Consider the following 22,332-nt stretch of genomic DNA (forward strand, 5'->3'; position numbering starts at 1 on the left):
CGGGGATAGACCGAATTGCCAAGATGTACAAACGTGAAAAGGAGGAGTTGTTGAGATGAGAACGTGGATGAGCAAGCTCCGAATCATGAGTTTGAGTGTGGCGATTGTTACAGCTTCACTGGGTGGTCTGGGGATGGCAAGAACTTCAGAGGCAGCGCCAAGTGAGGCCTACGAATGGAAAAACGTCGTTACTGGCGGAGGCGGAGGATTTATACCCGGCATCATCTTTAATGAATCTGAAAAGGACTTGATCTATGCGCGTACTGACATAGGAGGAGCTTATCGCTGGAACCCTGTGGATAGTAGCTGGACTCCGCTTACTGACTTTGTAGGCTGGGACGACTGGAACAATAACGGGGTAGATGCACTCGCCTCCGACCCTGTTGATCCGGATCGGGTGTATATGGCTGTAGGGACGTATACGAACTCATGGGTAAAGGACAACGGATATATTTTCCGTTCCACTGATCGCGGAGATACGTGGGAGAAAACCGAGCTGCCCTTCAAGGTAGGAGGTAATATGCCTGGCCGTTCCATGGGAGAGCGTCTGGTTGTAGATCCGAATGATCACAGCATTTTGTATTTTGGAGCTCGAAGCGGTAACGGACTATGGAAAAGTACAGATTATGGAGTAACTTGGAGTGAAGTGACCAGTTTTCCGAATCCGGGTAACTATGTTGAAAATCCTGCTACGGAATATACAAGTGACATTGTAGGCTTGGCTTGGATCACCTTTGATGAAACGAGTGGTTCTGCCGGACAGGCATCACAGACGATTTACGTTGGGGTAGCCGACAAAAGTGAAAGCATCTATCGCAGTACAAACGGAGGATTGACTTGGACTGCGGTTGCCGGACAACCAACGGGTTATCTGCCACATCACGGGAAAATGGACGTGGATGGAAGCCTGTATATCACTTACAGCAATGGTGCTGGCCCCTATGACGGAACCAAAGGGGACGTCTGGAAGCTGAACACAGCAACCGGAGTATGGAAGAACATTAGTCCTGTACCCAGCAGTAGTTCAGATAACTACTATGGATATGGCGGTTTGGCCATTGATGCACAGGAGCCTGGCACAATGATGGTTGCTACGCTCAACTCCTGGTGGCCAGATGCCATCTTGTTCCGTAGTAAAGATGGAGGGGACACCTGGACACGTATTTGGGACTTTGAAGGATATCCTGATCGTAAATTCAGATACACGCAGGATATTTCCGCGGCACCTTGGTTAACTTTCGGTGTTAATCCTGCTCCGCCTGAAATTTCACCGAAGCTGGGCTGGATGATTGCTGCTCTGGAGATTGACCCGTTTGATTCGGATCGGTTGATGTATGGAACCGGTGCGACGATCTACGGAACTAACAATCTAACTGATTGGGATGACGACAAGAAAATCAACATTTCGGTCATGGCCAAAGGCATTGAAGAAACGAATGTCATCGATCTGATCAGCCCGCCAAGCGGGGCCCATCTAGTTAGCGGATTGGGTGACGTTGCTGGGTTCCGTCATGACGATCTGACTCAAGCTCCAGCCACCATGTTCACCAATCCAAACTATCCTTCAACGGAAAGCCTTGATTTTGCCGAGCTTAGCCCGAACACGATGGTACGTGTGGGCAAAGCGGATTATACGGTTGATCCCAACGCGAAGTCGATTGGTTTATCCAGTGATGGAGGAAAAACATGGTACAAAGCTAGTTCAGAACCTTCAGGTACAGCTGGAGGCGGGACAGTAGCCATTTCAGCCACAGGCAATCGTCTGTTATGGAGCACATCGGATCGCGGAGTGTTCTACTCTGCTGGCGGTAATTCATGGACGGCAAGTACAGGTATACCTGCGGGGGCCAAAGTGATTTCCGACCGGGTCAACCCTGACAAGTTTTATGGCTTTGCCGCAGGGAAAATCTACGTTAGTGTTAATGGTGGTGCAACATTCACAGTATCTCCGGCTACTGGGCTTCCTGCCTCAGGCAATTCGGATCTCGACGCTGTTCCAGGTGTAGAAGGTGAACTGTGGTTTGCTGGAGGGAATGAAGAAGAGGGCCCCTATGGTCTGTGGCACTCAACAGACTCTGGAGCGACTTTTACCAAGCTTGCCAATGTAGAAGAAGCGGACAGCGTTGGTTTTGGTAAAGCAGCCCCAGGCCAAAGTGTTGTTGCCTTGTATATCGTTGCACAGATTGACGGAACCCGTGGATTTTTCCGTTCTGACGATGGTGGAGCGAGCTGGGTGCGGATTAACGATGATCAGCACCAGTATGCTCGTGTAACTACCATTACAGGGGACCCGCGCATTTATGGCAGAGCGTATCTGGGTACCAATGGACGCGGAATATTCTATGCTGACCCGGTTAACGGTAATGGCGGCACACCAACTGTACCGAATTCAACCATTACTCCGGTAACAGCTCAATTTGATCTGAATCCGAATCATCAGGCTAACATCCCTGTCGCGTTAACTCTCAATGGCAATACACTGACTTCGATTCGTAATGGTAACATGTTACTTACGGCTGGCACTGACTATATCGTAGCCGGTAATGAGGTTGTGCTTCAACAAAGCTATTTAGCTACATTGCCTAAGGGCTCAGTTGCGTTAACATTCCAGTTCAGTGCAGGTAATCCTGCTGTGCTGAACCTGACCATTAAGGACACTACGGTTGTGATTCCAGGTGGAACGATTCGCATTGAGATGTACAACGGTACAACGTCAGCTACGGGCAGTTCAATCACTCCTAAATTCAGACTCACCAATACGGGCACGACTCCACTCCATCTGTCCGATGTGAAAATTCGATATTACTATACGATTGACGGTAGTCAGCCTCAAAATTTCTTCTGCGATTGGGCTGCTGTGGGAAGTGCCAATGTTACCGGTACGTTCAGTTCCATTAATCCGGCATTGCCAGGAGCGGATCATATGTTAGAGGTTGGATTCAAGGCAACTGCAGGAACGTTAGACGTAGGACAGAGCACGGAAATCCAGACTCGCTTTTCCAAAGACAATTGGACCAATTACACTCAAACGGATGATTACTCCTTTGAAGGGACACATACCTCTTATGCTGACTGGTCCAAAGTAACTGGATATGTTGCTGGACAACTTGAATGGGGAATGGAGCCGTAACATTCGGTTTATGATTGAATTGAGAAAATAATAATGAACAAGAGGTCTCAAGATGCCAGAGTAGGTCGCGGCGTTTTGGGACTTCTTGTTTTGTCGAATTATAGTGTAAACTATAGGTAGTAACTATTGCTTAAACATAGGATTTAAGATATAACAATATGTACGATTATTATATTGTTCATGTAACCGCTAACAAGGGGAGAGTTCGATAACCAACATATAGAGGGCTAAACCGTATAGATATAGAGTGATAGATGAGACAGGGGGGTCGCGATCATGAACCGGTTATGCAAGGTGCTGATTGTTGACGATGAATTTTTGGTTAGACAGGGCATCAAGCATCACATGAATTGGGAAGCTGAAGGATTTAATATTGTTGGAGAAGCATCCAATGGTGAAGAGGGCTTGCAACAAGTGGAGCTTCTAAAACCGGATATTGTCATTACCGACATTGTAATGCCTGTTATGGATGGTGAAACGTTTGTTCGTACACTCAAAGCGGGGTATCCGCATATTGAGGTCATTGTGCTGAGCAGTTTCAGTGAGTTCGAATATGTTCGATCTACATTGCAGCATGGAGCGGCAGATTACATATTGAAGCCCAAGCTGGACACCAATGAACTTCTGGAAGTGCTAAGACGTACGGCTGGTAAAATACCTGAGCTTCAATACGAGCCTTCTCATGATGGCTGGCGGCTTGGTCAATTAATGGAGAAAATGTTGTCTGGTTTTACGCTGGATGAAGACAACGAAATGCCGGTCATTCGTGAAAGTTTCCCGTTAGGTGCTTTTCGTTTACTGGCATTTCAGCCTGTTGATCGCCATTTGAAAAATCAGGATCATGAACAGATTGAAGCTCAAGTTCGGCGTCGTATGCCTGAGATCGAATGTGTCGTTTTACCAGCAGATAGCCGACTGCCTGTTATGTTGTTAAATGTAAAACCTGAGCAAGACGCAGGTATGGTGGATCAGATCAAGGAATGGGCCGAGGAAGCAGGAACTGGGCAAAATGCTCCAGTGTGGGTGCTCAGTGAGAGATTTAACTTATTTGAAAAGATGGGTGAAATCTATCGTGATCGTCTGATTAAACTAATGGAGTTTTGCTTCTATTATACGAATCGTTCTATTTTGATTGATGGTGAGCTTCCACCGATGCATCCTGCAGGGTATCAATTCAACGTTAATATGTTCTTGCAGCATGTGAAACGCAATCGGGTGGAAACAGCCAGAGAATATTTACATGAACATGCAGCGACACTTGGGAGAGACTATATTGCTGATGTATTTGAGATCAAATCATTTCTGGGTAACTTGATCTTCAATGTTACGATTACTCTGGCAGATATGGATGTGCAGTCAGCTGGGCTTGAAGAGGGTAAATATACGTATTTTAAAAATGTGGATGGAGCCTCGACCCTTACCGAAGTGATGCTGGTTCTGGATCAATTCATGACGGAGGTTCAGGAATGTGTTTCCGGTTCAGGAAGCAGACGAAGTGACCCGAATATGACGATGTTGCTTGATTACATGCATGCAAACTATGACCAGCCCTTGGGGCTGTCCGAAGTGGCCAAACACTTTCATTTTAACCCGTCATACCTATCCAGTTACTTCTCTTCTCATAAAAAAGAAGGATTTAATGAATATCTGAACAAGATTCGCATTGAAAAAGCGGAGGAATTGTTGCGATCGGATGATGTCACGATATCGGAAATTAGCAGCATGGTAGGCTATTCAGATCACAGTTACTTCTGTAAAGTGTTCAAAAAGTTCACAGGACTATCTCCAAGTCGTTATCGGCGTAAATTTTGGGCTTAACTAGAAATGGATGAGATTACTTCATGAAAAAGTGGAAAAATGGCTTGTCGCGCCTCGGATTATTCCCCAAGATAATATCGGTTATGGTTGTCAGTATTGTCCTGGTTTCGGTGCTTATATTGTGGACAACAATTCATATGTCAACCAACCTGTTTACAGAAACGTTCAGTATCACGAATTCGAAGGTGCTCAGCCAGATCAAAACGAATTTTGATGCGTTTAACGATTCCATCGCTGCGGTGACTAACAATGTGGCCCAGAGTGGAGCGATTCGAGGGTTCCTGTCGGATGGAGATGGGAATTCGGTTACCATGTCCAGATCGTACTACAGTATGCGTGAAACGATGAAGCGGGTTCAATCCATCATTGAGTTTTATGAAGTAGGTATTACGATTGCGGGTGTCAATGGACGAAGTTTTTCTACGAATCCTTCATACATTCAGAAAACAGCGGAAGAATTGAAACAGGATCAGATCACGAAGGCAGCGACCGAGTCGCCGAGCCGTCTGATCTTTGATGACTATCAGGCCCAAACCAAAGAGGGTAAATTGCAAATGATCTCTGCGACCAAAGCGCTGACAGATCGAGCGAGAAACCGGATTTACGGTACCGTTTATATCACGATGAGAGAAGAGTCGTTTCGTAATTTCTATGCCAATTTTACAAGCCGAGGCAATGATGTCGTCATTATGAACGAAAAAGGGGAGATCGTATCCTCTAACCGGGAAGACTGGATCGGTACGACGCAACGTGAACTGTTATCTTATGCCCAGACGATGAATGAAACAGCACCCAAAAATATTACGGCAAGAGTCATGGGGCAGGAAAGCATCATCGTATCTGAATATTTACCATTTTACCGTTTGTACATGGTGAACATTGTGGATAAAGAATCTGCGATGGGACAGCTGATTGATATGAAAACGGTCGCCTTGATCTGCGCTGCAATTGTGTTTGCGGCTCTGTTGCTGGTGTTCCTGATTACAAGTCAGATGACGAAATCACTGCGCAGACTGGTCAAACAGATGTCCAACATTACGAAGAGTGATTTGGATAACTATATCCCGATCAGTGGCAGTTATGAGAGCAGACAACTGGGGCATGCATACAATTACATGTTAGACGAACTGCATGATTATGTGGACCAGTTGGTACAGACGCAGCGAGAGCAACGTAATGCCGAGCTCGCGGCGCTGCAAAGCCAGATTAATCCTCATTTTCTGTATAACACTCTGGCTTCTGTCAAAGTTCTGGTACAGCAGGGCAATAAAGATCGGGCCGCGGAAACGATTAATGCGCTAATTGGTTTGTTGCAAAATACGATTAGCGATGTCAGAGAGACGGTAACAGTAGAGCAAGAGGTCGAGAACCTGAAAAATTATGTCTTCATTAACCATGTGCGCTATGGCGGACGGATCAAAGCAGCTTTTTATGTAGCTCCGGACTGCACGCACTTTCATGTTCCCAAGCTGGTGATTCAGCCATTTATCGAAAATGCCTTCTTCCATGGATTTATCAAAAAAGAAACGGGTACGATCCATGTGATGGTTTCCCGCGCAGGGGAATCATTGGTTTGTGAGATCATGGATAATGGAGATGGTATTGCAGGACTTAATGTAGAAGGAGCACTACCCAATCCGAAAAATAATCGTCAACTGTTCAGTGGCATAGGTATTCGAAACGTGCATGATCGAATTGAGTTGTTGTACGGCTCACCTTATGGTGTGACGATTATGAGCAACGTTGGCGAGGGGACAAGAGTCACTGTAACGTTGCCGTTGATTACGAGTTGAAAAAGATAACAAAAAGTCTCAAAATACAACAACCCTTCATTTCTGATCCCCGGAGATGAGGGGTTTTTCATATGCAAAATCACGGACTCACTGCATATTTGTAAAATTTTCAGCTCAAAATAGTACAAAATCAAAAGAAAGTACAAAAAACCAAATTAAGTGCAACCGTTTTCTGTAAAGGTTTTCATTGTGGCAATAAGAAGACAAATCTGCACAAAATTTTTACTAACGAATGGAGAAATGGGAATGATAAGATGAATACATCGGAAGCAACCGCTTTCAGAAAACGCAAACAAATTTACAAACAAAGAGGTCGAAGGGGAGTTGAATGTTTTGAAAAAAATGTGGGTATTGATGCTCGTAACCGTATTGCTGTTGTCCGCATGTTCATCCGGCGGTGGAGGTAAAGAAGCTGCTAGCGGTGGTGGCGGCGAGAAAGCAAAAGAAATTACGATCTGGGCTTGGGATAAAGCATTTAACGTTGCTGCTCTGGAGCAAGCTAAAGCCATTTATCAAAAAGAAAACCCTGATCTTAAAATCAACATCATTGAAAATGCTCAAGATGCGATCATTCAGAAGCTGAACACTGGATTGAACTCCGGAACAAGCAGCGGTCTGCCAAACGTAGTTCTGATTGAAGACTATCGTGCACAAAGCTTCCTGAGCGCTTATCCAGATGCGTTCAAAGATTTGTCTTCAACAATTAAAGCATCCGATTTTGCAGAGTATAAAATTGGACCAACTTCTTACGAAGGTAAACAATACGGTATTCCGTTTGACTCCGGCGTAGCTGGTTTGTACTACAGAACAGACTTGCTTGAAGAAGCAGGCTACAAAGCTGCTGACCTGCAAGATATCACGTGGGATGATTACATCAAAATCGGTGAAGCTGTAAAAGCAAAAACAGGTAAAGAGCTTCTGTCTCTTGACCCGAACGACCTGGGTATCATCCGTATGATGATCCAAACTGCAGGTAAATGGTACACAGCTGAAGATGGTAAAACACCTGATCTGAACAACAACCCTGCATTGAAAGAAGCGTTCGAAACATACAAAAAAATGATGGATGCTAACATTGTTAAATTGCATTCCGACTGGAGCCAATTCGTTGCCAACGCCAATAACGGTGCTATAGCAACAATTCCTACAGGTAACTGGTTCTCACCATCCGTTCGTCAAGAAGCTTCCCAATCCGGTAAATGGGCTGTAGCTCCAATGCCGAAAATGGCTGGTCAAGCAAACTCTGTACACGCATCCAACTTGGGTGGTAGCTCTTGGTACATCATGAATGATGTTCCTGGTGCAGATCAAGCGGCTGATTTTATGGCTAAAACTTTTGGTTCCGACAAAGAGTTGTATCAAGAATTGTTGACTAAAATCGGTGCAATCGGTACGTACACGCCGGCTGTTGATGGTGAAGCATACAACAAACCAGACGAGTTCTTCAGCGGTCAAAAAATCTTCGCTGATTTCGCTAACTGGACAAAAGAAATTCCAAAAGTAAACTATGGTAGCAACACTTATGCAATCGAAGATATCTTGGTTGTTGAAATGCAAGCATACCTGAACGGTAAATCAATCGATGACGTTCTGAATGATGCACAAAAACAAGCTGAGGCACAATTAAACTAATATCCCAAGGTAACTTATAGAACCTAGGAAACAACGGAGCCGTCTCCCTTGTCTGGCGCAAGTCGAGCTGGACATGGCGAGAGGCTCTGTAGGTTCTGACCATGTTGCATGGAGAGAGAGGAGCCATACTGTGAAAGCCATAAATACAGGAGACAGTCTCCAAAAGAAAAATAATTTGACTGGATGGGCTTTTGTTTTGCTGGCTGTTGTCGGAATTGTAGCATTCTACTTCTATCCGATGATTCAAGCGCTGCTCTTATCATTCAAGTCAGGCAAAGGTGCCAACCTTGAGTTTTCGGGCCTAGCGAACTACAAAAGATTGCTCGTTGATACCACGTTCCGTACGGCATTATCAAACACGTTCATTTACTTAATCATTCAAGTACCTTTAATGATCATTCTCGGTTTGTTCATTTCCGTATTGCTGAATGACAGCACACTGCGTTTCCGGAGCTTTTTCCGTACTGCAATTTTCTTGCCTTGTGTAACTTCACTTGTTGCTTACTCGGTTGTATTCAAATATTTGTTTGCACCGGATGGTATGGTGAACCAAGCTTTGCTGGGTTTACACATTATCGGCACACCAATTCAATGGATTACCGACCCGTTCTGGGCTAAAATTACGATCATAATCGCCGTTACTTGGCGTTGGACCGGATATAACATGATTTTCTATCTGTCATCCTTGCAAAACATCGATCAATCGATCTATGAAGCAGCGAAGATTGACGGAGCCAATGCTTTCACTCAATTTTTCAAGATTACTGTACCATTGCTCAAACCGATCATTCTCTTTACGTCCATTACATCAACGATTGGTACATTGCAAATCTTTGATGAAATTATGAATATTACCAAAGGTGGTCCAGGTAACGCGACCATGTCGATCTCACAATACATCTACAACCTTTCGTTCAAATATTCACCGGACTTCGGTTATGCAGCAACCGTTTCGTATTCCATCGTAATTCTGATCATTATTTTGTCCATCATCCAGTTCAAAGTGGCAGGTGATAATAAAAATGGCTAATTCAAAAGCAAAACGCATTTTCACATATGTTTTCCTGTCCCTCGTCGCTTTTATTTCCATCTTCCCATTTTTCTGGATGATCGTCAGCGCTACAAACAAATCAGTAGACGTAACTAGAGGCACGTTGCTGCCGGGCTCCGCTTTGATTGAAAACATCAACAAATTGCTCGACACTACGAATCTGATTCAGGCACTGAGCAACTCAGCGATTATCTCCATCGTGTCAACCATTCTTGCTCTCTTGATTGGTTCCATGGCGGGTTACGGGTTTGAAGTATTTCGGACAAAATCCCGCGATATCGTGTTTAACATCCTGCTCATGTCGATGATGATCCCGTTTGCAGCGATTATGATTCCGCTCTATCGGATGTTTGCAACCATTTCGAGTGCAGCACCGGCAATCGGTATTAATACAATGGCTTCGGTTATTATCCCGACCATCACAACAGCGTTCCTGATCTTCTTCTTCCGTCAGAACACCAAAATGTTCCCGAAAGATTTGTTGGAAGCAGGTCGGATTGACGGTCTGAGCGAGCTGGGTATTTTCTTGAAAATCTACATGCCTACGATGAAAACAACATACGCAGCAGCAGCGATCATTACATTCATGAGCAGCTGGAACAACTATCTATGGCCACTCATCGTATTGCAAACGCCAGATCAGCAAACCATTCCGCTCCTGATCTCCAACCTGGGCGCAGGTTATGCTCCAGATTACGGCGTTATTATGACAGCAGTTGTTATTGCAACACTTCCAACTGCACTGGTGTTCTTCATCATGCAAAAACACTTTGTTGCAGGTATGGTTGGTTCCGTAAAATAAGCATAAGTGCATATTACGTCCAACTGGACGAATGCAGGAAAGAAGAGAGGACGCCTGTACAGGCGTACCTCTATCTTTTTTGTATAGATGCAGATCGAGAAACTGCAGCGTAAGTTTCAATGAACTCACAACGAAAATCCATAACGAAATTTGTATTATAGAGGGAGAGAGAGCCGATGAAAGCAACAAAAGCAGATATCAACTGGTTAGGTGACGTTAGTGTATTTGAGGTCAACCGTCTTCATGCCTACTCCGATCACCGTTACTACAGCACGATGGAGGAGGCAAAGGCTTCCGCTACGATGTCAATGCGTTACGATCTGAATGGAACATGGAAATTCAACTATGCGATTCGTCCGGATTGCCGTCCAGAACTATTTTATTCTTCCGAGTACTCCAGCGAAGGCTGGGATGATATTGAAGTGCCAGGACATATTCAGCTGCAAGGGTACGGACAGATTCAATATGTGAACACGCAATATCCTTGGGATGGATTGAATGAACTTCGTCCACCGGCTCTGCCACAGGATAAAAATGCAGTAGGTAGCTACATTCGTACATTCCATCTGCCAACAGGCTGGGAAGCAAACCCGGTATACATTTCATTCCAAGGTGTGGAATCCGCATTTTATGTGTGGCTTAACGGACAATTTGTGGGATATGGGGAAGATAGCTTCACGCCATCTGACTTTGATCTGACACCATTCCTTCACGACGGGGAGAACAAGTTAGCGGTTGAGGTGTATCAACGCAGTACAGGCAGCTGGTTAGAAGATCAGGACTTCTGGCGTTTCTCCGGTATATTCAGAGATGTGTATCTGTATACTGTGCCAGCTGCGCACGTTCGTGACGTTCATGTTCGCACGGATTTGGATGCTTCGTATACGAACGGTACGTTGGAACTGGATTTGAAACTGGAAGGAAAAGCAGCAGCGGGTGCACGGATCGAAGCTGAACTTCTGGACAAGGACGGGAAGACGGTCAAAACTTTTGGCGGTAATGTCGTTGATAATGGTCTGGTTCAACTTCGCGAAGAAATCGGTAAAGTAAACCTTTGGAGTGCAGAGATTCCGTATCTGTACCGTCTGTACATCCGTGTGTATGATGCAGAAGGCAACCTTGTGGAAGTTGTTCCTCAAGCTGTTGGTTTCCGTAAATTCGAAATGATTGATAAAGTGATGCACATCAACGGTAAGCGCATTGTGTTCAAAGGCGTAAACCGTCATGAGTTCAATCCCCGCCGTGGTCGTGCTGTAACGAAGGAAGACATGCTGTGGGATGTGCGTACGATCAAACAAAACAATATGAACGCCGTTCGTACATCACATTACCCGAACCAAAGCTTGTGGTATGAGCTCTGCGATGAGTATGGACTCTACGTGATTGATGAGATGAACTTGGAAACTCACGGTTCTTGGCAAAAGCTTGGTGCGGTAGAGCCTTCTTGGGTAATCCCTGGCGATAAGCCGGAATGGCATGACATTGTTATGGATCGTGCAATTTCGATGGTAGAGCGTGACAAGAACCATCCGTCCATTCTGATCTGGTCTTGTGGTAACGAATCCCATGGCGGTGAAGTGATCTACAAAGTGTCACAATACTTCAAATCGGCAGACCCGACACGTATGGTTCATTATGAAGGTGTGTTCCACGACCGCCGTTTCGATGAAACAAGTGATATGGAATCCCGGATGTATGCGAAGCCGGCTGACATCGAAGAGTTCCTGAACGATAACCCGTCCAAACCATATATTAGCTGTGAGTATATGCACGCGATGGGTAACTCCATTGGTGGTATGCATAAATACACCGAACTGGAAGACAAGTACCCGATGTATCAAGGTGGCTTCATCTGGGATTACATCGACCAATCGATCTACAAAAAAGACCGTTACGGTAAAGAGTACCTGGCGTATGGCGGAGACTTTGGAGATCGTCCTTCGGATTATTCGTTCTGCGGCAACGGGATTGTGCACGCAGATCGCAAAGTAACAGCTAAAATGCAGGAGGTTAAATTCCTGTATCAGAACATTAAACTGTTCCCAAGCCGTGATGGCGTTAAAATTGTGAACCAGAATCTGTTCGCAGATACTTCCGCGTATGAACTGGTGTACAGCCTGGAGCGTGAAGGACATGAAGTATTGCGCGGCACACTGGATGTAAATGTCCCTGCGGAAAGTGAAACCGTAGTAGAGCTTCCTTTGAATGCAAAAGCTCTTGCAGGTGGAGAATACGCTGTAAACGTGGCGTTCGTGTTGAAAGAAGCAACGCTGTGGGCAGACAAAGGTGACGAAGTAGCATTCGGTCAGTTCATTTTCACACAAGAAGGTAATCAAGCAGCTGATGCAACGGATAAAAACGTTGTGAGCGATATTCAGGTGGTTGAAGGTGACGTCAACATCGGCGTTCGCGTTGGTCAAACGCATGCTTTGTTCTCCAAGCAGTTTGGAACACTGGTTTCCCTGAAATTCTCTGGGCGTGAAACGATTGCGATTCCACCTGCACCACTGTTCTGGCGTGCAACGACAGACAATGATAAGGGTACAGCAATGGGTTTCGAGCTAGGCGCATGGTACGCTGCTAGTCTGTTGCCACGTTCTGTAGAATGGAAACATGAACAAAAATCGAATCAATACCGGATTGAGTTCACCTATAAATTGAACATCTCGTCAGATGTAGAGGTGAAAGTGATCTATACGGTGCTTGCGGATGGAAGTGTACATGTGCACAACACGTACAAAGGTACCGAAGGATTGCCAAACTTGCCAATCCACGCACTGTCGTTCAGAACGTCTCCCGATTATGAGAACGTGGAATGGCTGGCGATGGGTCCAGAGGAAAACTATTCGGATCGCGCATTTGGCGCTCGTCTAGGCATTCATGGCAGCAAGGTTGCAGATACGATGGCTCCATATCTCGTACCGCAGGAGTCGGGCAACCGTACAGGTGTACGCTGGGCTAAGCTGACGGACAATGCAGGACGCGGTTTCAAAATCGAAGCTTCCGGTGCACCGGTTGAATTGAATGTATCACCGTATACAGCGTTTGAACTGGAAAATGCACAACATGTCTATGAGTTGCCACCCGTGCATTACACTGTCGTGACTGTAGCCGGTAAACAAATGGGTGTTGGCGGTGACGATAGCTGGGGCGCTCCGGTACATCCGGAATATCAAATTCCTTCCAATGGTGAGCTGAGCTTTGAATTCGTTATTCGTTCACTGTAAGGAATAAAGTGTGGCAAGAACAACAAGTACTGTTGCCAGTGGTTTCAATGTTGTGGTATCTTGAATTGAAACGTGATTATATCAGAAGCAGAGGTTCCCTTGGATGGGGGCCTCTGTTTTTTTGGTTTATGATACAGGAGTCCTGTAATTAATAAGTCCTGAGATTCCCCTTATTGAAACCGTTCTTGCTCCATTCTCGTAATGTAAAGGACAAAGAGACCGAGGAGGGGACAGGATGAGCAGAAAAGCAAAAACAGGGGTGTGGGTGACAGTGATCGCCGTTCTAGGCATCATTGTTGGATCATTTATATGGTATTTCAATACGGCTTCCGGTGAACGTGCACTCAAAACGATGAGATCGAATAATGCTGGCGGGCTGGAACGTGTAGTGAAAGTGTATAGTAATTCAGGTCAGCTGATTCAGACTTACGAAGGCAAGATTGATGTGCAGGATACGGAGTATGGCAATAAAGTGTTGTTTGACCTGAACGGGAAACGTGTTGTGATCTATAATGCAACGATTGTGACGGAAGAAAAATAAAAGTTACGAAGTGACTGACATTCTGAATATTCAGAGTGTCGTAACAGATTCAAGAGACATAATTCTACTTCTGTAGTAAGATTAAGGAAAAGTATGAGAATTGAGTGATTCAAAATGATGATGTTAATGGTTACTCTCGCATTACTGGGTATGATTACTTTCTATAGTTTAATTGCTTATGTCCTGATTCGCATCATTTCAAAAAAAGCTTTTAAAGTGACGTTAACGAAGTTGGAAATCATGGAAATCATAACTTGGCTTGCACTGATTTTTGTTGCGTTCTCTGCGATCAGATCAGGATCATCTTCTATGTTCTTGCCGTCTGTCTTACTTCTCGTACCATTGATCAATATGCGCATCTCGAATCGAAAAGAAAGAGAACGTGTTAAACAAGAATGTACTTGAGTTGTCGAGACAAGGAGGCTGTACTTTGATTCTGGACAAAACAACCGATACGTCAGGGTTGACCCAAGTTGCTGACCTATCCGATGAATTGCAGCCTGTTTTTGACAAAGCCGCTGAAAAATATGCTTCGTGTGATATTGAACTGTACTTTGTGTTCCGCTGCCTTCCGGATGAATATGGGCGCAAATCAAGCGTCAGACATGTGAAGGCAGAAAAGGTGATCTATTTCGATATGACGGTTAGCGAAGACCGTTATAAGACCTGGAGCAAAAGTAAACAGCGATATGAATTAAGCCATGCGTTTTATACATTTGTGAGTGACAAGATGAAGAAGTATAAGATAGATCATCTGGATACGGATGCATTTATTGAAGATATGGGTGGGTGGCTTAAAGAAATTGGATGGTTGCAGACGGAAGAGGAAGCGGAGTTAGTTGATATGCAGAAGAAGTATGAGTAGAAAACAATGAGTTCAATGATTCTTAGAGTATCCTATAAGAAATAATTAAAATGTCAAAATAGTAGTATCTGGCCGACTGATTAGTCGGTTTTTTTAGTAATAGACAAAGTAGAGCATTTCTGAGCAAGAAGATCTTAAAGGGTTCTTTTACACTGTAAAAGAAAGGAGATGAGAGATCCTGGAAATATTTAAACTGCTTCACCAATCGATTGATTATGTGGAACGACATCTACATTTGCCGATTGAGATTGAAGACATTGCTAGGGCAGGCATGAGTTCGAAATACCATTTCCAGCGAATGTTTCATGCAGTAACCGGCGTAACGGTTACCCAGTACGTAAGAAATAGAAGGCTTACACTTGCGGCCCAGGAATTAGCGGGAACAAAATGTAAAGTTATTGATGTTGCACTTAAGTATGGTTACGAAAGTCCAGCAGCATTTACAAAAGCATTTCGAAGGATGCATGGTGTGACACCTCTTGAGGCAAAGAAAATGAATGTGAAACTTAAAGCATTTCCTCGAATCTCCTTTCAAATTCAGGTTAGAGGGGAATCAGAGATGGATTATCGAATTGTTGAGGAAAAAGGTTCTATTATATTTGGAAAAAGTATTATCATCCATGAAGATGCGTATAAAGAGATCCCCGTATTTGTAGAGGGGATTTGGAAAGATGGGACTCATGATCAGATACTCGAGTTGTTAGAGAAATCGGATGGAACATTGTTATATGGGTATCATTTTGATTTTGCTGAGGATGGCTCGAAGCGGTATTTGATGGGAGCAGAAGCACCAGAGGGCATTGAGGTATCGGATGAATTTACCGTTCTTCATGTATCTGATCAAACTTATGCCGTTTTCGACAGTCGAGGGACGATGACAGATGATGTCGAGATTGACTTGAGTATTCAGGATGTTTGGAAACGGATCTACACCGAGTGGTTCCCGTCAACGAGTTTTGAACAAGTGGAAGGACCCTGTATAGAAAAGTATTACTGGGTGGATGATCGGCAGAAGGATTTCATCACTGAAGTATGGATTCCGGTTCGTAAAGTTGCAGAGGACATTAAATCATTGTAAGCCGCAGTTAAAAGGTGATTTCTGTATTCCACAGGAGTCATCTTTTTATGTTCTCATGGATATCTTTTAGAAGGGCGAGACCTGAAGTTCTTTTTCTTAGATACCGCATGATTTCCATGTTTGAATATTCAAACACATCACTTTCTAATATAGTAATATAAAGAAAATGTATATCTATTTCTTTTGAGAAAGAAGGTTGGAAATCTTGGTGACGAATGCACTATTAAGAGGTGGAATACCTTTCGTGATTATGAGCAGTATCGCTCTGATTCTTTATTATCAAGGGAAATATGCTGACGCTAAAGGCACTTTTGTTGCAAGTCTGATTGCTCTTTTTGTCGGTGCTGCAACTGTTATTTATAACATAGAACATTGGACTTTGGCGAAAAAAAGCGGTATCCATTTTATTGTAATGCTTGTAACTATTTATCCGATCCTGCTGTTAAGTGGCTGGTTTACGATTCATTCTGTTTTCGATGCTTTTAAAGTTTTCTTGTTTTTTATCTTTGTTGGGATCATTTTATGGTCTGTACTTTTCGCATTAACCCGATTTTTCTCTCGATAAATTGCTTAACAAAAAGAAGCCCTCTTTTGAGAGCTTCTTTTTCATGGGAGAGGAGAAACCGGACGAAGAGCTTATGGGGAAACGTAAGTCTTCTCCGCGGTTGTCTACGACACTTGTGATGTCGATAATTATAGAATGGCCCAAGGGTTTCCTTTTTATACATATTCGTCAACAATCCGTCAACAATTTTTTGTATAGGCAGAAGCAGTGTTTTTCAAACCGAACCTGAGTGTGGTACGATAGCTTTATCAATAAACTTACATAGAGAGAAAAGGTGACACATTCGTGAGAGTGGTATCTGGAAGTGCGAAGGGCAGGCCGCTAAAGGCTGTTCCCGGCACAGGTACGCGTCCGACCACTGATAAGGTGAAGGAAGCGTTGTTTAGCATGATTGGCCCTTATTTTGAGGGCGGAGCAGCATTGGATCTGTTTGCAGGCAGTGGAGGACTCGGGATCGAGGCGCTGAGCCGCGGCATGGACAAGGCTGTTTTTGTTGATCTGGAACCGAAAAGTATTGAAGTGATCCGCGAAAATCTGAAGGCAACGAAGCTGGAGGGTCAGGCGGCTGTATACCGGAATGATGCAGGTCGTGCGCTCAAAGCGCTGGCGAAACGTAACGTAACATTTGATTTGGTGTTTCTCGATCCGCCCTATCGCATGAAGAACGGACACGAGTTAATGTTAACGATGCACGAACTGGAGTTGCTCGAAGAGGGTGCAACCATGGTGCTTGAGTATGAATCCAAACATGAATACCCGGAGCAATTTGGCCCGTTTGAGCAAACGCGTAAAGCGGTGTACGGGGAGACGGCTGTATCCATTTACGATTATGTACCCGGTGCGGCAGAGGATGAAGAAAACAGCATCACAGAAGAGGAGGCTCCTCATGACTGAAATGATTCATCGGCAGGAACGCATTGCCGTATACCCAGGAAGCTTTGATCCCGTAACGATGGGACATCTCGACATTATAGCGAGAGCATCGAAGCAGTTTGACCGTGTCATCGTCGCTGTGTTGAACAATATGAGTAAAAATCCGCTGTTCACGGTAGAGGAACGCAAAGCGTTAATCCTCACTGTAACCAGTCATCTACCAAACGTGGAAGTGGATAGTTTCCGTGATCTGACTGCTAATTATGTGCGGCAAAAGGAAGCGCAGGTTATCGTTCGCGGTATCCGCTCCGTAACCGATTTTGAATATGAGTTACAACTCGCATCGACTAACAGCAAGTTGAATCCGGATGCGGAAACGATTTTTATGATGACCAACCCGAAATACTCCTACCTCAGTTCCAGTATTGTTAAAGAAATTGCTCACTATCATGGTGACGTAACGGATCTGGTATCGCCTGAAGTTGAAGCTGCGCTTCGCCAAAAGATCAGCGAGAAAAAAGGCGGTTAATCCATAAAGTAAGGCCTGAAAGAGCAATCATCACCCCGAGAAGTAAAGAGAGGCCTATCATTGCTGCAGGGAAGGTGCTCCAGATCATTGGTAATGTGTTCGTGGTGTCTGAAGAATACAGGAATGCCCAGGAGAATACAGAGTCTGAGCGCTTCACTGCGACGGTCTGCCAGGTAGTCCAAACTTCTGTGGTCATTCGGCTAAATGGTTCCCATAACCAGAGGGTAAGGCAGAAGGCAGTTAATCCATGTCCCAATCGAACGAGCACAAAAAACAGCATGGATTGCAGTCCAGGAATCGCTGTCTTTAGCATCGATGAGACTTGTAAATGCGAGCATAATCCACCCCAGCCCAGCGCGCCTGCCAGCAACGCCAGAAGTATAGCAGGCGCTAGTAGCGTTTTGCTGATGTGATATGTGCCCAGGTGAAGCTCAAACAAGGATGGCCAAAATGCAACTGAAATGCCAGGGGTAAGATAAATCGAGAGTAACCGGATAAATACAGCAAACACGATGATGTAACCTCCGGTTAACAATAGTGTCTGTACTGCCTGGGATACGGTGTCACCTAGCAATTTTCCGAATCCTCGTGCGTCACGGCTATGCGCTTCTCTGGCTGCGAGCAGCATACGAGAACCGATATTGCTTTTTCGAGGTGCTGGAGGTAAGGGGGACGGTTGACTTTTCGCCGTCTGTGTTTGATATTGGGCTAATGTCAGAGATTGAATACTCTTGTCGGGTGAGGACGAGCCTGACAAAAGGTTTTTTTTGCGAGATGGTGGGAGAAGACGAATGCCAACAGCCGCTGCGATCCAGCCGCTAATCCAGTGTATCATCAGTAGAAAATATCCGGCGGCAGGCTGATGAAGAAAAGCGCCTCCCACAACAAGCAGAATCATCATCGGATTGGCAAAATGAGCTGCCGCCGCAATAATAACCGCCTGTCTGGCGGTCATTTGTTGATCCTTGACTAATTGGGATATGGCATCGGCAGCGGCTGGGAAGCCTCCACACATGCCTACGGCGAGCGCATAGCCAGAATGGCCGGGTAGTTTGAACAAACGACGCATTAAGGGCTCGAGCAGCACGCCCAAAGCGTGGGTAAAGCCAAACGCGGTCAGCATTTGTGATAACATCAGGAATGGCAGCAGAGCAGGAAATACAATTTTCCACCAGATGTCCAGACCTTGAATCGAGGCATCAAACGCATCCTTCGGAGATGCAACTATTGCAATAACCAGCAAGAAAGCACCACTGCTCAGAAATACGGTTCGCATTAAACCCGGACTTCGAACCTCACTTGATACGGACATCGTTTCACCTCATATCGATTAACGCCTTTCAGGCATCGGGATTGTAATGGACGGCCGAATGACGTCCGAAAACGGTTCGGCCTTGACCAGACAGACAGTGAGCGATACAGCGGCCTATCCGGCCTGTACCATTGTATGCAGGAACGGCAAGGTGTTAGACTTGCATTAAACATAATATAAAATAAGATGAGCTAAATATTTACACGAAAGCAACCCTCTCGGAGTTGTTCATGGAGGTTATTTTCCAATCAGGGTGGATGCTGCTAGAGCGGCAGTCCAGTGTAGAGCTTGGGTTCAGCTTGTATAGAGATACAAAGAACGGAGGCTCAAGAGATGAATCGGTTCCGGAAATCGGGCGCTTTCAGAGCTTCGATCTATGTGATCGCGGTGGCTCTGATCGTCTACCTTACGGTATACATGCCAACGCCATACATTATATATAAGCCTGGAAGCGCGGATGAAGTTAAACCCATGGTTACCGTAAAGGACGGTGACAAGGATGAAAAAGGCGTATTCATGATGACCACCGTGTCGGCAACGTATGCTAATTTATTTTTGTTAGGCACTTCGTATTTTGATAAAAATGCGCAAGTGGATAAAAAGGAAGATCGTCTGCGTGGCAAAAGCGAGGCAGAATATTCGGCTGAACAGGTCTGGTTCATGAGTGACTCGCAATCATCTGCCATGGAAGCAGCGTATGAAAAAGCGGGCATCGCGTACTCTATTGTGCCTGAGCATATCTTTGTATTTGGTCTCTCGGAAAATCCGAAGCCGGATGGGGATATTGAGCCCGGAGACATTATTATGGGCGTAAACGGGACAGCTACACCGGATAACACCATCCTTGCCGAGCAGTTGAAGGATAAAAAAGCCGGAGATACGGTGGAGATGCAGCTGGAACGGGGCGGTGAGACAATCAGTCGGGATGTGACGCTGGTTGAAGTCAAAGACAGTAAGACAGGCAAGACGCGAACGGGCCTCGGGGTGATGATCGGTTCGGTTCAGAAGGTGAAACCGGAAGATCCGAATAAACAGATTACATTCTCGAGTACTCAGGTGGGCGGGCCATCTGCGGGGCTGATGTTTACGCTTGAGATTTACAATCAGTTAACGCCTGGGGATCTGACCAAAGGACATCGTATTGCTGGCACAGGCACGATTACGAAAGATGGTGTCGTAGGTGCCATAGGTGGCGTTCAACATAAAATTGTTGCTGCTGATCGTAAAAATGCCGAGATTTTCTTCGTGCCGAAAGACAATTACAAAGAAGCCGAGGCCAAAGCAAAAGAAATCCATACCCCGATGAAGCTCGTACCTGTAAGTACGCTTGACGATGCTCTGTCTTATCTGAATACCTTGTCTGTGAAATCGTAATGCAATGTAGTATCCGGGCAGAGGAAACAGGCTCAGAACTTTTTGAAAAAACAAATGACAAAATCCCTTGTGATGACGGCCGGATTGGCGGCGCACAAGGGATTTTTTGCTGAATGTTATGGCAGGCGTGATATTGCACCTATGTATCGAATGAGGCGTTACTCAATCAAATGTTCAATCACATTCTCACAGGTGAATCGTAGTAGTCGCTATACATGATGCGTGATATGCTGCGTGCATCATGCTGTTGATGTGCAAGCGCGTAGGCGGCTTGCGCTTGAATGTCCAGCTCCAGTTGAGCGTGATCAAACGTGGAGGGCTTCATGACAATGGGCAGAGAAGCTCTTTTTTTCATCTCTTTGAGCAGGCTCTGGCCCTTGGAAGTAAAGCCGAGGACACGTAGATAACCGGGTCCGCTCGCTAACCGCTCTGGTGAACACTCGTCCTTCGTGTGATTCAGGAGCAGGTGGGCGAGCATGCGCTGCAGTTTGGTGCGCGTATATCGCCGGGTTTTGAGCGCATTCAGGAGAGCTTCGACTGAAGGCTCCGGGAGCTGGGCGAGTGAACGAATGAGCCGATGCTCCAGTCCTTCCGTGACTTCGGCGATGCGTTCCAGCTCGCAGGCACGACGGGTAGCCGCCATGTGCAGCAGCGGCTGTGCAAAGCGCTCCCAGTGCATGGGAGCGCGCCCTTCCTGCCATTCGCGCTGCAGAATGGCAAGCGTTGCCGCCGGCACGTATGGTGCGGCGGCGCTTGGACCGTCCGCCAGCAGCAGGCGGCGGACGGCAGTGGCACTGGCGATCGCCCCCGGGCCGGGCGTCGCCTGGTGATAGGCGGCACCGGTACGCGCCGCCGTCAAGGGCTGGATCGCGCTGTCAAGCCGTTGCAGCGCGATGAGGTAGTGCAGCCCAAGCGAATTGTTGGGCTGCTCCAGCAGTGCCGCGGCGTCGTGAGCATCGACGCCGCCGGGCGCCAGCGCTGCCGCCGCGCCTGCGTACGCGGCGGGGTAGCTGGCGCCTTCCCGCAGGCGGCGCGCGATATCCTCGCGTAGCCCTGCGGGCTCCACAGCCAGCACGCGCGCAATGCGCTGCAGGCTGTCTATGTCGCCGGACTCGCTGCCAAAGCAGAGCGAGTCTACAACCCCGGTGCGGTGCAGAAGCGATACCGCACCAAAGGCAAACCACTCCGCCGGTTGAACCGCATACGCAACCGGCAGTTCAAGCACCAGATCGGCGCCGGCATGGAGCGCCATCTCGGCGCGTGCCCTTTTACCAACGATGGCAGGTTCGCCACGCTGGAGAAAAGGGCCGCTCATCACGGCCACAACGGCGTCTGCTCCGCTAAGCCGCCGAGATTCATTCAGATGATGCACATGTCCGTTGTGCAACGGATTATATTCTACAATAACCCCCACAGCTTTCACGAGTGTTACTCCTTTCTTATTTAACGGTATCTATCTTTTCAAAAAGAAGTTTAGGGCTTACAAGTCGTTTTTCACATTTTCTCTGCTCTCTCTGTATCTGCACATAAAATGAACCCATGGATATAATCTTTACAGTATCCCATTTAAAAAAATCGTTGACCGTCAAAGGTCATATGTACCACTTCCATCATAGAGGAGAGCAGGAATTAGAGCAAATCATGAAAAAAGGCACAGGATCAGCATCCGCAGATGTCGCCTGTACCTAAAATTTAGTCCTGAATATATTTGAGAAATACTTTTATAGGAAACCACCTATGAA

16 protein-coding genes are annotated in these 22,332 nt (G+C 45.9%); 14 read left to right on the plus strand and 2 right to left on the minus strand.

Annotated elements, in window-relative coordinates:
• Window positions 1-55: 55 nt before the first annotated feature.
• The 13 genes from AC1VYS_RS10865 (at window position 56) to coaD (ending at window position 17,904) form a co-directional block, all read left to right on the plus strand.
• Complete coding sequence (locus tag AC1VYS_RS10865) at window positions 56-3,130, plus strand: X2-like carbohydrate binding domain-containing protein (protein ID WP_482914251.1); 3,075 nt, start codon at window positions 56-58, stop codon at window positions 3,128-3,130.
• Window positions 3,131-3,406: 276 nt separating this feature from the next.
• The gene (locus tag AC1VYS_RS10870) at window positions 3,407-4,948 is read left to right on the plus strand and encodes a response regulator transcription factor (RefSeq protein ID WP_482914252.1); all 1,542 of its coding nucleotides are present in this window, start codon (window positions 3,407-3,409) and stop codon (window positions 4,946-4,948) included.
• A gap of 23 nt (window positions 4,949-4,971) precedes the next feature.
• Window positions 4,972-6,741 (plus strand): cache domain-containing sensor histidine kinase, encoded by a 1,770-nt coding sequence (locus AC1VYS_RS10875; RefSeq protein ID WP_482914253.1) that lies wholly within the window; start codon window positions 4,972-4,974, stop codon window positions 6,739-6,741.
• A 333-nt stretch (window positions 6,742-7,074) separates the two neighbouring features.
• Window positions 7,075-8,373, plus strand: coding sequence for an extracellular solute-binding protein (locus tag AC1VYS_RS10880; RefSeq protein ID WP_482914254.1), 1,299 nt, complete (start codon window positions 7,075-7,077; stop codon window positions 8,371-8,373).
• Between the two features lie 130 nt (window positions 8,374-8,503).
• Complete coding sequence (locus AC1VYS_RS10885; RefSeq protein ID WP_090923919.1) at window positions 8,504-9,403, plus strand: carbohydrate ABC transporter permease; 900 nt, start codon at window positions 8,504-8,506, stop codon at window positions 9,401-9,403.
• Window positions 9,396-10,226 carry a carbohydrate ABC transporter permease gene (locus AC1VYS_RS10890; RefSeq protein WP_090923918.1) on the plus strand — a complete coding sequence of 277 codons (831 nt, stop codon included), beginning with the start codon at window positions 9,396-9,398 and terminating at the stop codon, window positions 10,224-10,226. The genes AC1VYS_RS10885 and AC1VYS_RS10890 overlap by 8 nt, the downstream gene beginning before the upstream one ends.
• Window positions 10,227-10,402: 176 nt before the next feature.
• On the plus strand, window positions 10,403-13,453 hold the full coding sequence (gene lacZ / locus AC1VYS_RS10895; RefSeq protein ID WP_482914255.1) for a beta-galactosidase, LacZ type: 3,051 nt from the start codon (window positions 10,403-10,405) through the stop codon (window positions 13,451-13,453).
• 235 nt (window positions 13,454-13,688) lie between these two features.
• On the plus strand, window positions 13,689-13,994 hold the full coding sequence (locus tag AC1VYS_RS10900) for a hypothetical protein (RefSeq protein WP_482914256.1): 306 nt from the start codon (window positions 13,689-13,691) through the stop codon (window positions 13,992-13,994).
• A 430-nt stretch (window positions 13,995-14,424) separates the two neighbouring features.
• Window positions 14,425-14,859: a hypothetical protein gene (locus tag AC1VYS_RS10905; protein WP_482914257.1), complete on the plus strand. Its 435-nt coding sequence runs from the start codon at window positions 14,425-14,427 to the stop codon at window positions 14,857-14,859.
• A gap of 217 nt (window positions 14,860-15,076) precedes the next feature.
• Window positions 15,077-15,937, plus strand: coding sequence for an AraC family transcriptional regulator (locus tag AC1VYS_RS10910; RefSeq protein WP_482914258.1), 861 nt, complete (start codon window positions 15,077-15,079; stop codon window positions 15,935-15,937).
• A gap of 250 nt (window positions 15,938-16,187) precedes the next feature.
• Window positions 16,188-16,502 carry a DUF3021 family protein gene (locus AC1VYS_RS10915; protein ID WP_482914963.1) on the plus strand — a complete coding sequence of 105 codons (315 nt, stop codon included), beginning with the start codon at window positions 16,188-16,190 and terminating at the stop codon, window positions 16,500-16,502.
• Between the two features lie 285 nt (window positions 16,503-16,787).
• Window positions 16,788-17,396 (plus strand): 16S rRNA (guanine(966)-N(2))-methyltransferase RsmD, encoded by a 609-nt coding sequence (gene rsmD / locus AC1VYS_RS10920; RefSeq protein ID WP_482914259.1) that lies wholly within the window; start codon window positions 16,788-16,790, stop codon window positions 17,394-17,396.
• 1 nt (window position 17,397) lies between these two features.
• Entirely contained in the window at window positions 17,398-17,904 is a 507-nt protein-coding gene (coaD, locus tag AC1VYS_RS10925) for a pantetheine-phosphate adenylyltransferase (protein ID WP_482914964.1), read from the plus strand.
• On the opposite strand, the gene AC1VYS_RS10930 is transcribed toward coaD, so the two are convergent.
• Window positions 17,882-19,216 (minus strand): nucleoside recognition domain-containing protein, encoded by a 1,335-nt coding sequence (locus AC1VYS_RS10930; RefSeq protein WP_482914260.1) that lies wholly within the window; start codon window positions 19,214-19,216, stop codon window positions 17,882-17,884. The genes coaD and AC1VYS_RS10930 overlap by 23 nt on opposite strands.
• A 333-nt stretch (window positions 19,217-19,549) precedes the next feature.
• Between AC1VYS_RS10930 and AC1VYS_RS10935 the strand changes: the two genes are divergently transcribed.
• The gene (locus AC1VYS_RS10935; protein WP_482914261.1) at window positions 19,550-20,590 is read left to right on the plus strand and encodes a SepM family pheromone-processing serine protease; all 1,041 of its coding nucleotides are present in this window, start codon (window positions 19,550-19,552) and stop codon (window positions 20,588-20,590) included.
• A 178-nt stretch (window positions 20,591-20,768) separates the two neighbouring features.
• Here the strand turns inward: AC1VYS_RS10935 and AC1VYS_RS10940 are convergent, their stop codons facing one another.
• Entirely contained in the window at window positions 20,769-22,013 is a 1,245-nt protein-coding gene (locus AC1VYS_RS10940; RefSeq protein ID WP_482914262.1) for a nucleotidyltransferase, read from the minus strand.
• Window positions 22,014-22,332 lie beyond the last annotated feature (319 nt).

The sequence above is a fragment of the Paenibacillus sp. G34 genome, from assembly GCF_056856875.1.

Excerpts from the sequence above, each read along its gene's own strand:
- AC1VYS_RS10865 (WP_482914251.1), top strand. The coding sequence starts at position 56 with ATGAGAACGTGGATGAGCAAGCTCCGAATCATGAGTTTGAGTGTGGCG.
- AC1VYS_RS10870 (WP_482914252.1), top strand. The coding sequence starts at position 3,407 with ATGAACCGGTTATGCAAGGTGCTGATTGTTGACGATGAATTTTTGGTT.
- AC1VYS_RS10875 (WP_482914253.1), top strand. The coding sequence starts at position 4,972 with ATGAAAAAGTGGAAAAATGGCTTGTCGCGCCTCGGATTATTCCCCAAG.
- AC1VYS_RS10890 (WP_090923918.1), top strand. The coding sequence starts at position 9,396 with ATGGCTAATTCAAAAGCAAAACGCATTTTCACATATGTTTTCCTGTCC.
- lacZ (WP_482914255.1), top strand. The coding sequence starts at position 10,403 with ATGAAAGCAACAAAAGCAGATATCAACTGGTTAGGTGACGTTAGTGTA.
- AC1VYS_RS10900 (WP_482914256.1), top strand. The coding sequence starts at position 13,689 with ATGAGCAGAAAAGCAAAAACAGGGGTGTGGGTGACAGTGATCGCCGTT.
- AC1VYS_RS10915 (WP_482914963.1), top strand. The coding sequence starts at position 16,188 with ATGAGCAGTATCGCTCTGATTCTTTATTATCAAGGGAAATATGCTGAC.
- coaD (WP_482914964.1), top strand. The coding sequence starts at position 17,398 with ATGATTCATCGGCAGGAACGCATTGCCGTATACCCAGGAAGCTTTGAT.
- AC1VYS_RS10930 (WP_482914260.1), bottom strand. The coding sequence starts at position 19,216 with ATGTCCGTATCAAGTGAGGTTCGAAGTCCGGGTTTAATGCGAACCGTA.
- AC1VYS_RS10935 (WP_482914261.1), top strand. The coding sequence starts at position 19,550 with ATGAATCGGTTCCGGAAATCGGGCGCTTTCAGAGCTTCGATCTATGTG.